At 35.1% G+C, this 11213-nt stretch carries 11 protein-coding genes and 1 pseudogene; 3 read left to right on the top strand and 9 right to left on the bottom strand.

Translation table 11 applies throughout. The features are described from left to right. Nucleotides 1-301 precede the first annotated feature (301 nt). The 8 genes and pseudogenes from DW981_RS13250 to DW981_RS13215 all read right to left on the bottom strand — a co-directional run bounded on the left by DW981_RS13250 (nt 302) and on the right by DW981_RS13215 (nt 7502). Nucleotides 302-727, bottom strand: coding sequence for a MarR family transcriptional regulator (locus tag DW981_RS13250; RefSeq protein WP_006858455.1), 426 nt, complete (start codon nt 725-727; stop codon nt 302-304). Nucleotide 728: 1 nt separating this feature from the next. Further along, nucleotides 729-2093, bottom strand: a complete 1365-nt coding sequence (locus DW981_RS13245) for a citrate/2-methylcitrate synthase (RefSeq protein ID WP_182434292.1) — start codon at nt 2091-2093, stop codon at nt 729-731. A 248-nt stretch (nt 2094-2341) separates the two neighbouring features. Continuing rightward, nucleotides 2342-3901, bottom strand: a complete 1560-nt coding sequence (gene cls, locus DW981_RS13240) for a cardiolipin synthase (RefSeq protein WP_118508052.1) — start codon at nt 3899-3901, stop codon at nt 2342-2344. 35 nt (nt 3902-3936) lie between these two features. Further along, nucleotides 3937-4617 carry a GTP pyrophosphokinase family protein gene (locus tag DW981_RS13235; RefSeq protein ID WP_005360232.1) on the bottom strand — a complete coding sequence of 227 codons (681 nt, stop codon included), beginning with the start codon at nt 4615-4617 and terminating at the stop codon, nt 3937-3939. A 178-nt stretch (nt 4618-4795) separates the two neighbouring features. Then, nucleotides 4796-5926, bottom strand: a complete 1131-nt coding sequence (locus DW981_RS13230; RefSeq protein WP_118508051.1) for a site-specific integrase — start codon at nt 5924-5926, stop codon at nt 4796-4798. A gap of 91 nt (nt 5927-6017) precedes the next feature. Beyond that, nucleotides 6018-6125 (bottom strand): annotated as a pseudogene (locus tag DW981_RS16280) (excisionase); the annotation flags it as partial. 258 nt (nt 6126-6383) lie between these two features. Next, nucleotides 6384-6599, bottom strand: coding sequence for a helix-turn-helix transcriptional regulator (locus DW981_RS13220; protein ID WP_118508050.1), 216 nt, complete (start codon nt 6597-6599; stop codon nt 6384-6386). Nucleotides 6600-7142: 543 nt separating this feature from the next. Next, nucleotides 7143-7502, bottom strand: a complete 360-nt coding sequence (locus tag DW981_RS13215; protein ID WP_118508049.1) for a helix-turn-helix transcriptional regulator — start codon at nt 7500-7502, stop codon at nt 7143-7145. A 413-nt stretch (nt 7503-7915) separates the two neighbouring features. Here DW981_RS13215 and DW981_RS13210 point away from each other — a divergent pair, with 413 nt between their 5' ends. Beyond that, entirely contained in the window at nt 7916-8266 is a 351-nt protein-coding gene (locus tag DW981_RS13210; RefSeq protein ID WP_118508048.1) for a helix-turn-helix transcriptional regulator, read from the top strand. Between the two features lie 51 nt (nt 8267-8317). On the opposite strand, the gene DW981_RS13205 is transcribed toward DW981_RS13210, so the two are convergent. Further along, nucleotides 8318-8659 (bottom strand): hypothetical protein, encoded by a 342-nt coding sequence (locus tag DW981_RS13205; RefSeq protein ID WP_022465863.1) that lies wholly within the window; start codon nt 8657-8659, stop codon nt 8318-8320. Nucleotides 8660-8878: 219 nt separating this feature from the next. On the opposite strand from DW981_RS13205, the gene DW981_RS13200 reads away from it, so the two are divergent. Together DW981_RS13200 and DW981_RS13195 are read left to right on the top strand one after the other, a co-directional pair. Beyond that, nucleotides 8879-9274: a BlaI/MecI/CopY family transcriptional regulator gene (locus DW981_RS13200; RefSeq protein WP_118508047.1), complete on the top strand. Its 396-nt coding sequence runs from the start codon at nt 8879-8881 to the stop codon at nt 9272-9274. Beyond that, complete coding sequence (locus DW981_RS13195) at nt 9267-11066, top strand: BlaR1 family beta-lactam sensor/signal transducer (RefSeq protein ID WP_118508046.1); 1800 nt, start codon at nt 9267-9269, stop codon at nt 11064-11066. The genes DW981_RS13200 and DW981_RS13195 overlap by 8 nt, the downstream gene beginning before the upstream one ends. The last annotated feature ends 147 nt before the right edge of the window (nt 11067-11213 follow it).

Here is an 11213-nt window from a genome sequence, read left to right as displayed (position 1 = left end):
GGTTGTATTGGACACTTCCGGCTGCTTTTTATATGCAACGCAGATTCCGAGCAATTCATAAAAAGCCACACATAAAAAAATTGCCAGTATAACAAGAAGGATTTTACATATTTTATACTTTTTCATTGTACATCACCTGATTCCTTTTTATTTCATACTTATACAATACAAAGTCAATCTCAATTTAACCTCAACAAAATTTATTTTTCATAAAAAAATATGACAGGCTTCTTTTTAAAGAAACAGTCATATTTTTATTCTAATATATGAAGGAGCTTTTCTTACTCCGTTTTATTAATCACTATTTTATTTCTTCCATAAGCTGTCGGATTTTTCTCAATGTACACCGTGTAACTGCCAGGTCATCTTCTTGTATATTCGATATGATTTTTTCATAAGCTTCTATCATTTTTTCTTTCTGACAATTACTTAATTCAATTGCCTTGTTCGTCAAAACAAGGTACGTTCTTTCTTTTTTCTCATCTAATTTCCAGATAATATATCCTTTATTTTCAAGACTTTTTACCATCTTAGATGTTTCTGGAATCGATAATTTCATGTATTCTGCCACTTCTGAAAGATATACTCCTTCATGACAGTCTGATTTTTCAACACATTCCTTTATACTATAAAGGAACAAATAATCTGTTCTTTCGACAAATTCAAATATGCTTTCAACATTGATGCTCTTTAAAAAAAACTCCTCTGCACTGGTTCCTGCTCCCATATTATCGTTCCTCTCTTTCTATATATTCTTTTTTGCTGACTAGACTCTTATATGCCGGGCGAATGATCTTATCTGTAGTTATCAATTCTTCCAGGCGATGTGCACTCCAACCAGCAATTCTTGCTATCGCAAATAATGGCGTGTACAATTCTCTTGGAATATTCAACATGTCATACACAAAACCACTATAGAAATCTATATTAGGACTTACTCCTTTGAATATCTGACGCTGCTTTGCAATCAACTTAGGTGCAATCTTCTCAATATTGTTATAAAGGGTCATATCTTTCTCACGTCCTTTATCCCTTGCGAGTTGTTCTACAAAGCCTTTGAACACCCTTTCTCTCGGATCGGAAATAGAATATACAGCATGTCCCATTCCATAAATAAGTCCTTTCTGATCAAACGCCTCTTTCTTCAAAATCTTACTCAGATATGATGCAATTTCCTCTTCGTCTTCATAATCTTTCACATGACTTTTAATATCATCCATCATATTCATTACCATCAGATTTGCACCGCCATGTTTTTTTCCTTTTAAGGATGACATTGCTGCTGAAATAACAGAATAAGTATCTGAACCTGAAGATGTTACTACCCGTGTAGTGAATGTAGAATTGTTACCACCACCATGTTCCATATGTAACAATAATGCTATATCCAGTACTCTTGCTTCCAGTTCTGTGAATTTTGTATCTGGTCTTAATAGGCGCAGGAAATTTTCAGCAATAGATAAATCTTTTTCAGGTCTATGAATATACATACTTTCGTTTTTTTCATAATGACAATAAGCATGGTATGCATATACTGCTAACATAGGAAATACTGCGATCAACTGCATACTCTGCCTTAGCACATTCGGAATTTCAAGACTTTCTTTCTCCTTATCGTAAGAGCCCAATGTAAGAATACTTCGAGTCATAGAACCCATAATATCTGATGTAGGTGCTTTCATAATGACATCTCTGGTAAAGTTAGTCGGTAGTTCCATACAATCAGATAGTCTTCCCTGAAATTCCATTAACTGTGTATCAGTTGGCAATTCTCCGAATAAAAGAAGATATGCTCCTTCTTCAAAGACAAACCTTTTTCCTTTACTTCCTGTTACTAAATCTTTTATATTATAACCACGATAAGATAACTCGCCATCACATGGACTCTTTACTCCATCACGATATTCAAAAGCTTTTATATCAGAAATATTTGTAAGCCCCGTCAACACACCTTGCCCTTTTTCATCTCGTAAGCCTCTTTTTACACCATACTCTGAATACAGATTCTTACTAATGCTATCATTTTGTTCACAAAAAATTGCTTGCCGTTTCATATAATTTTCCAAATTGCTCATTTGAATCGCTCCTTTCATTCTGTTACGAACTTACATACTATACTCAGATATTCTTGTTTCCAGAGCATTCAGCATTGTCTGTTCTTTTTCTTATTCATTAGCAATACAATACAATGGAAAACTCAATTTAACCTCAACAAGGTTTGTTTTTTCATCCATGCAAAATCTTCTTTGTACAACAGACTGTTAGATATAGCAAAAACGGCCTTTCAAAAACAGTTAACTTCTAAATCAACTGTTTTTTGAAAGGTCGTTTCATCAGATTCTTATAGCAATCCAGCAAATAATCTCATAAATAATTGTCCCAGTCGCAAATATGCACTTCGTCCGGTTTGATATTGGTCTGTCACATCACGACATTCTCCCATCGTTCTTATCAGATCATTTTTTATTTCCACAACTGCCTGACAATCTGCCATAAAACAGCCGTTTTCAAAATGGTGATATAAACTTCGATAATCCAGATTAATTGTTCCACAAGTTGCCATACAGTCATCTGCCACACTCATTTTTGCATGACAGAAACCAGGAGTCCACTCATAAACACGAACACCATGTTTAACTAATCCATGATAAAAAGAACGAGTTATATTATAAATGAATTTTTTATCAGGGATACCAGGTGTGATAATTCTTACGTCTACCCCTCGCTTAGCAGCCAGACATAACGCATGCGTCATTTCATCTGTTATGATTAGATATGGAGTCATAAACCAACAATAATTTTCAGCTTTATTTATCATACTGATATAAACTTCTTCTCCTACTTGCTCATTATCCATAGGGCTGTCTGCATAAGGTTGAACAAACCCAGTTTGCTGTGCCGCATAATCATAGTGGAAAAGGTATTTACTAAAATCAGGATCATTAGCATCCTTAGCACTTACTGCATTCCACATTTCCAAAAATGTCACCGTAAGCGACTGAACAGCATCTCCTTCTAAACGAATACCTGTATCTTTCCACTGTCCATACGGGTGTGTGTAATTAAAATATTCGTTTGCTAGATTATATCCACCTGTAAATCCGACTTTTCCATCAATAACTGTTATTTTTCTATGATCACGATTGTTCAAAAACAGATTTAAACCTGGCATAAACGGATTGAATACACGGCAATGAATTCCTATTGCCTCCATCTTTTTCACAAAATCTGTGTTAATAAAGCCTATAGAACCCATATCATCGTAGAATACTCTAACTTCCACACCTGCTTTTACTCGCTCTTCCAGAACATCTTGAATCTTATGCCATGCTTCAGCGTCTTCTATCGCATGATATTCCATGAGGATAAACTTCTGTGCTTTCTCCAAATCCTTAAGCTGTGCCTTTAATCCTTTCACTGCTTCATCAAAATACACAATATCCGTATTCTGATAGATTGGATACTGCGAATTTCTTTGTATGTAACTTGCTATATTTCCTGCTTTCGGAATTGTTTCTTTTATTTTGCTCAAACACTCCTGACTGTCCGGAAGCATTGGTAACAACTTGCTATCAATTTCTGCATATCGCTCACGCATTTTATGTGTGCCACCATTCAAACCAATCAGCAAATACAGGCCTACACCCATAATTGGAAAAATTAGAATTAAGATGACCCAAGGCATTTTCATAGAGGATGTCTTATTTGATGCGTACAATCCCAAAACCAAGATCCCACTCAAAATCCTTGTAAATAAATTTATGATTTCTGCATATTCATTCAAGCGTGTTACGATAGTAATAATAAAAATCACTTCCAGAAGAATGCAGATTATGGAAAAACACAGCCGTTTTACCCCATTTTTTGTTTTTGCTTTGCCCTCTAAAGTATCTTGTTTCATATATCTTCCACCTTCCTACTTGCTCAGTTTTCTCCCTAAATTTCGTGGAACATACCAATTTTGTCTTTTATTCTCTGCATTTCATTATCTGCTTCAATGATAGCTCTTGCAGAATGAAGTAATTCTTCACTTATCTCATCATAGCCAGGCATTTCTTCAATTCCTTTTTTATAGCGAAGTTGATGTTCCAATGTTGCCCAGAAATCCATACCATTGGTTCGAATCTGTAATTCTACACGCATAGGTGTTTTACCCTTAGCAAAAAAAACTGGTATTTCAACAATCATATGATAGCTTCTATAACCATTCGATTTTGGATTTTTTATATAATCTTTTATTTCAATAACTTTAATATCATCCTGTTGGGTAATCAAATCTGATATCATATAAATATCGTCAATAAACGCACAAACTATTCTAACGCCTGCTACATCATTGAGATATGTCTGTATATTTTCTGTTGTAAATTCATATCCCATCTTCTGCAGTTTATCGTAAATACTATTGGGCTGCTTAATTCTTGTTTTTATAAAAGAAATAGGATTTCGATTGTTCTCAACTGAAAATTCATCATCCAAAACCTCAAGTTTAGTTTGTATCTCCCGAATAGCACAACGATACATCATCATTAAATTATAAAATTTTGTAGCATTATTTAAAAACTGTAGTGATTCCGGACTGTTCATCCTGAGTTTTTTTACTTCATCTTTTGTCATGGAACTTTCCTTTCTACCTCATCCCTGATTTCAAAACATTATTTATTTTGATAGTTGATTCGTTCTCCTTGAATTACTGGATAACAAATCATAGTTTCATTTTCTATCTTTCCTTTCTTTGTTAAGCCTTTATTTTATGGTGTTTCGGCGTAACTGCGGCAAGCGTTTACACCATTTTTTACACCATTTTCAGCATTCTTTCAACTTTTTCTACTTCCTTCTTCTTTTCATCATCCGTCAAATGGACATACAAATTCATTGTAATGCCAATATTCGAATGACCCAGAAGCATCTGTAGCGTCTTAGGTCGCATTCCTGCCTCAATACATCTGGTAGCATATGTATGACGAAGCGTATGCATTGAGAAAGAGTCCATCCCTGCTTTTTGTGCTAATTTAAACAACGAAGTATCATAAGCAGAATTTTTGGTCGGTTCCCCTTTTCTGCAGAGGAAAACAAATTCTTTATACTGTGGATCAACATCTTTCAAAGAAAACATCTTCATCTTTTGACACTCCAAGATTCTGATGCACTCAGCCGTCATAGGAATTTCCCTGTAACCGCTTTTGCTCTTTGGCGGACCTATACGCCACTCTCCAGTAGCATGTCTGTATTCCATACTTCTCTCAATACGGATCACACCCTTCTTAAAATCAATATCAGACCACTTCAGCCCAATCATCTCTCCGGTTCGAAGTCCTGTCTGCAGCAAAAAGGCAAATTGATTATAATTGCTTGTCCCATATGCAACATCCAGAAACCGTTTTTGTTCCTCTACCGTAAGAACTCTTCGTTTCTTAGGCTTCTTACTTTGGGGAATCTTCACTGTTTTTTTAACAGGATTTCGCAATAATATATCATTTTCAACTGCGGCTTCAAACAAAGTATATAGGGTAATCCTGCACTGATAGATTGTACTTTCAGCATATTGAGGTGCCATCTCATTCAAAATCTGTTGACAATGTATTGGTTTTACATCTGCTAAATGCATCCTTCCGATATGATCTTTGATATTCTTTTCATATCGTTCTGTGTAATTTCTCCGTGTGTTCGGTCGAATAGTAGGACCTTTTACACTATTTAAGAAATAATCAAACCACGCATCCACTGTCATACTATCACCGGCAGATAGATCAGAATTCCGATCTATATACGCTGCTTCTGCCAGCCATCGACGACACTCTTGAAGTTTTTTGAAATACTTCTGTTTTCTCTTACCTCTCTTGTCAACGAATCTTGCAGTATAACGCCCATCTTTCCTTTGAGCAATTCCAACTCCAAGTTCACGACCTTTCAGGTCTTGTCCCATGTATAAGCCTCCTTTTATCCAAAGAAAAGCTCAATACAGCACATTGTATTGTACCATATTCACTCTTCTTTGTCCACAAAGAACCCGGTAGCTATATCTCCAGTTCCTTGTCAATGAAGGCTTCAAAAGCTTTCCTTTTTATCAAACGCTTTCTACCAACAAATAAAACAAATGGGCAGCGTGGATCTAGTGTAAGCTCTCTGAGCTTATTCTATCCAATTCCGCTTAAAGCATTTGCCTCATTAATCGACAATAACAATTTTTCAGATATTCTGACTTCCTGTTTTTCTTTCGTCTTTTCTCCCATAAAATCACCTCGTAATAAATCATCATTCAACATCTGCTCTTTATTTCCTGCATAATGCCAACAATGCCAGATAATGAAAAAGCAAGCATCGATGTTAGTCACATAGAACAAATCATTTGTTCCTTGTTTGACTTATACATCAACAACAGACTATTTCTCATCCATGCTTTCTAAAAGACCGGATGGAATGATCTTTTCCATTTCAAGCTTATAGAGTACCAAATGAAGTATGTATTCTGGAATAACCCTATTTCCAAGTTCCCAGTCTTGGTAAGTTCGATATGGCATGTAAAAATACTTCGCCATATCCTTCTGCTTCATTCCAGATAATCTACGAGCTTCTTTTAATAATTCATATCCTTTCATATTGCCACCTTCCAATACTTTTAGCGTATAACAACATTATATACGCTATGCGTATTTTGTCAAGTGTTAATTAAATAATCTCTTGTTGATATATATAATCTCCAGTTGAAATCACCGGTCACTGTGGTCAGCAGCACACTCTGGACTCGCACCATCTCTTATAGACCATAACGGGAGTATCATTATCGTAGAACAGTCGCAACCACGGAATCACCACAATTCCTCTTTTGCATGGATGTTATCGCTCCCGGCATCTCACATCAGGCAGATTGATCAAATGTATATTTCCTCTCCATCAATTCAGCCTTACCGATCCTGGCGCATCTGCGGCACGGCGCAATGCGTAACTGTTCCTTATGTCCGATGAAATCATCATATTTAATTGTCGTTGTGTTCACGAAAATCATTTTTTCTTGTGGACACATCTAAATTATAAATGTCTGCTTCACTCTTGCAAAGAACACATATTTCGGTTATCTTCCACGATTTATCGGTGTATCATTCAAAAGAAAAAGGTATTTTGATTATTTTTCAAAATACCCTCTACTCGGATTGAAAATCATTTCTTCCTGTTTCATCTAGTAATGCTTTTATGTAACCTTCTATACGCCCTTTCTGTCTCTCAGATAATCGTCTATAATTCTTTATAATCCAAACCTCACTCCTATCTTCAAGACAAATGGTATTCTCATTATCATTAAAAAGATCTGAAGCCGGAACACCCATGCCCTTTGCTATTTTTCGTATATTGCTTTCCCGCACATCATAATCTTCCTTCTGTCCCAAACTCCATAATGTGCTTTCCGGAATACCACTTCGTTTTGAAAATTCGTAGCGTGTCATACCTGTTTCCGCTAAAAATTCAAGATACTGGTTTCTAACAGATTTACTAATGGCAGACACCCCCTTTTTCCTCTGAGACAAGTATAACTTGACATAAGAAAAAGATATAGAACACATATTTCGGTGTATTTCCACGATTTATCGGCGTATTTTTTATAAAGTTCTTTGTTTTATTCAACAAATATTTTACAAAATAAAAAGAGAAAAGATGATAATTACAGTTTCGATAACCATTACTCATCTTTTCTCTCAGTTTTCCGCCAATCCCACCAAATAAGGTCGGTTTAACCATACCTAAAATAGTACAATGCACCAATTTAATAAAATGTGTTTTTTTAACTGTTTATCACATTTTCCCATCATTTTTTACTCCAATCTGTCGTTAGTGCTGTCATACCATATCTACAAAGTATCTTTTTACCATTTTTACAGTTTATAAGTATGGCTATAACATACTTATAGGAGGTGGCTCTATGGCTCTCAACCCAAAACAGTTTGGCACTGTTATGAAAAATGCCCGTATGGATAAAAAACTCACACAAGCTGAATTGGCTGAAATTCTTGATCTTTCATTATCATATTTGAAAGACTTGGAGCGCTTTAAGAATACTCCCAGCCTTGAGGTTTTTGCCAAAACCATACAATATTTTAATTTATCTGCTGATACTGTAATTTATCCAGATAAAAACCTGAACAACAGTACATACCAAAAATTACAAAGACATCTACTTCAATGCGATGAGAAACAGCTTAAAACTCTCCTCGCAATCGCAGAAGCTGTCCTATCAGTCGATGACACTCGCACAGACAATTCTGATATTTAATTTTTGCTCTAATATTCAAGGTTCGTTTTGTCATAAAATGAACCTTTTCTATTATTTATTCAACTGTTCAAAAATATCATTTGCCACACTATCTTTTTCAATAATTCCCATACCACACAATAAGAACAGACAATCTATATATCCCTGACAATAAGCCTGTTGAGCCTCTAGTGATGCATTATCTTCCAAGCATTCTATCCATTTCTGAATAATTCTTTGTTCGGTTTCCTTCATATGCTTCATCCGCTCTTTTCCAATCGCCTGTATCTTTTCCAATTCATTTTTAGCATTTTTCTGTCCTGGTATCTGAATTATTGATTTTTTCGATAAATTTTCGCCACGCAATTGTTGCATAAATTTCGCCACTTGGTTCCATATCTGATCACTTTCCATATTTTCGCCTCCATTCTTGTATGTAGTATTTACATATTTAGAATTGTTACACCACACAGTTAAAAACGGATTTTAATCACAAGGCACATTTCTTACGCTTGTAATATTTTAATTATTACACGCGTAAGATAAATAGTCAAGTTTTTATTTGACTTTGTATATAGTGGGCTTTATAATAAAATATGTATATTACACTCGTAAGAATTAGGAGGTGTCTACATGAGTGCATTACCACAAATATCAGAAGCTGAATATGAAGTGATGAAAATTGTTTGGAAGTATGCTCCTATTAACACAAATGAGATTACTGAAAAACTTTTAGCAACATCTTCATGGAGTGCAAAAACTATACAAACCTTAATCAAACGCCTTGTTAATAAAGGAGTTCTGACCTACGAAAAAGATAGCCGGGTATTCGTTTATTCACCTTTAGTGAAAGAATCTGATTATATTGATCAAAAAAGTAAATCTTTTTTAGAACGATATTTTCATGGGGATATCACCGCCATGTTATCCACATATATTGAAAATGACCACTTATCCGAAACAGAACTGGAAGATTTACGCTCTCTTCTTTCCAAAAAAGATCCTACAGGAGGTTCCACGCATGGATGAATTTATAACCCATTTTTTATTATGCAATATTGTTATCAGTATTATTATTGGCATTTTTTTAGTATCCAAGTGGATCTTTAAAAACACTCTGACAAGCCGGATGCAGTATAATTTATGGTATTTTTTACTTGTTCTGCTTTTAACACCATTTTTCCCAGTACAAAGTAAACAGTTTCCTGACCTTTTTTCCTGGCTCAATCATGTAATTATATCACCGGCATTTCAAACAGATCAAAATAAAACCGTAGTCTCCCCTGCAACCCTCTCCAATTCTTCTGACTGGATGAACGAATTTACTATCTCTGTAAATTCCAGCACTCCGACAATTATCAGAAGCATTTTGTTATGTGTATGGATTGCCGGTATGTTTGTAGTGCTCGTGTTGGTACTAAAGTCCTCACTGCAATTGCGTTCTTTAAAAAGATCTGCACTTCCTCTTCAAAATACCACTATATGCAAACTATATAAACAATGTTTATTCGAGATGAAAATCACAAGGAATATCCCCATTTATAGCACTGCTTTCCTAAAAACACCTATTATTACAGGCATTTTTAAAACCAGAATTTATATGCCAATTCATCTGATATCGGATCATCAGAAAACGGATGTGCGCTATATCTTGCTGCACGAATTACAACATTATAAACACAAAGACTCTCTTGCCAATTATCTAATGTTTCTTACAGCAATACTATATTGGTTTAATCCTATCGTCTGGTATGCGTTAAAAGAAATGCGTAATGATCGAGAGATTGCCTGCGATACTTCCGTTTTAAAAATGCTTGATGAATGCGATTATGAAAAATATGGAAATACACTGATTAATTTTGCTGAGAAGATTTCCTCTTCTCCTTTTCCGTTTGCTGCAGGTCTTGGTGGAAATATCAAACAGATAAAACGGCGTATCATTAGCATTGCTTCTTATAAAAATCCCTCTTTTCATAAGAAGGCAATTGGAATTATCGCCTTTATGCTGATTACTGCTGGAATTATAAGTTTTACTCCTTTTATTTCATCCTATGCTGCTATCAACGATCAATATAACTGGAATTATTCTTCAGAAAATATAACGCAGACCGATCTTTCTTCATACTTTAAGAATTATGAAGGCAGCTTTGTTTTATTTAATTCCAATCGTGATAGCTGGACTGTGTATGACATGGAACATGCCACCCATCGTATATCTCCAGACTCCACTTATAAAATATATGATGCACTTTGGGGATTAGAGGAAAATATTATTACACCACAAAACTCCCTACTTATATGGGATGGAAAAGACTATCCTTTTGAAGCATGGAATACTGATCTGACACTAGATTCTGCTATGGCAGCCTCTGCTAACTGGTATTTCCAGACAATAGATGAACGTCTTTCCCTTACTCGTATTCAAAATTATCTAAACAAAATTGAATATGGAAATAAGAATATAATGGGCGGATTATCTTCCTATTGGCTAGAATCCACCTTAAAAATTTCTCCTGTAGAACAAGTGGAACTTCTGAAAAAATTACAAACCAACAATTTAGAATTCCATTCCAAGAACCTTCAGGCAGTAAAGAATTCCATTCTTCTTTCATCTGTCAATGATAAGAAACTTTACGGGAAAACCGGTACCGGACGCATAGATGACAAAGATGTGAACGGTTGGTTCGTAGGTTATATCGAAACAACAAATAATACCTGCTTTTTTGCCACCAATATCAGTGCAAATAGTGATGCTACTGGAAATAGTGCAGCACAAATCACCATGTCTATCTTATCTGACATGAATATCTGGAGACAATAAAAATTTCACATGTCTTTTAATTATCAAAGAGATTGGATAAACATACATTATAATTCTTTACCCAATCTCTTTATTTTTCCTTATTCCGTGAAACTTACCATAGTGTTACATCCCTTTTTTTCAGCAATAATACCTGCTGGAAACTGA

This window comes from Clostridium sp. AM49-4BH (genome assembly GCF_003478335.1).
GTDB lineage: Bacteria > Bacillota > Clostridia > Lachnospirales > Lachnospiraceae > Butyribacter.
This window is presented reverse-complemented; position numbering and strand designations above follow the sequence as displayed.

What these genes read in the sequence shown, in the direction of transcription:
- DW981_RS13230 (WP_118508051.1), bottom strand. Translation starts at nt 5,926, where the DNA reads ATGGGACAAGACCTGAAAGGTCGTGAACTTGGAGTTGGAATTGCTCAA.
- DW981_RS13210 (WP_118508048.1), top strand. Translation starts at nt 7,916, where the DNA reads ATGGCTCTCAACCCAAAACAGTTTGGCACTGTTATGAAAAATGCCCGT.
- DW981_RS13220 (WP_118508050.1), bottom strand. Translation starts at nt 6,599, where the DNA reads ATGAAAGGATATGAATTATTAAAAGAAGCTCGTAGATTATCTGGAATG.
- DW981_RS13235 (WP_005360232.1), bottom strand. Translation starts at nt 4,617, where the DNA reads ATGACAAAAGATGAAGTAAAAAAACTCAGGATGAACAGTCCGGAATCA.
- cls (WP_118508052.1), bottom strand. Translation starts at nt 3,901, where the DNA reads ATGAAACAAGATACTTTAGAGGGCAAAGCAAAAACAAAAAATGGGGTA.
- DW981_RS13200 (WP_118508047.1), top strand. Translation starts at nt 8,879, where the DNA reads ATGAGTGCATTACCACAAATATCAGAAGCTGAATATGAAGTGATGAAA.
- DW981_RS13205 (WP_022465863.1), bottom strand. Translation starts at nt 8,659, where the DNA reads ATGGAAAGTGATCAGATATGGAACCAAGTGGCGAAATTTATGCAACAA.
- DW981_RS13250 (WP_006858455.1), bottom strand. Translation starts at nt 727, where the DNA reads ATGGGAGCAGGAACCAGTGCAGAGGAGTTTTTTTTAAAGAGCATCAAT.
- DW981_RS13245 (WP_182434292.1), bottom strand. Translation starts at nt 2,093, where the DNA reads ATGAAAGGAGCGATTCAAATGAGCAATTTGGAAAATTATATGAAACGG.
- DW981_RS13195 (WP_118508046.1), top strand. Translation starts at nt 9,267, where the DNA reads ATGGATGAATTTATAACCCATTTTTTATTATGCAATATTGTTATCAGT.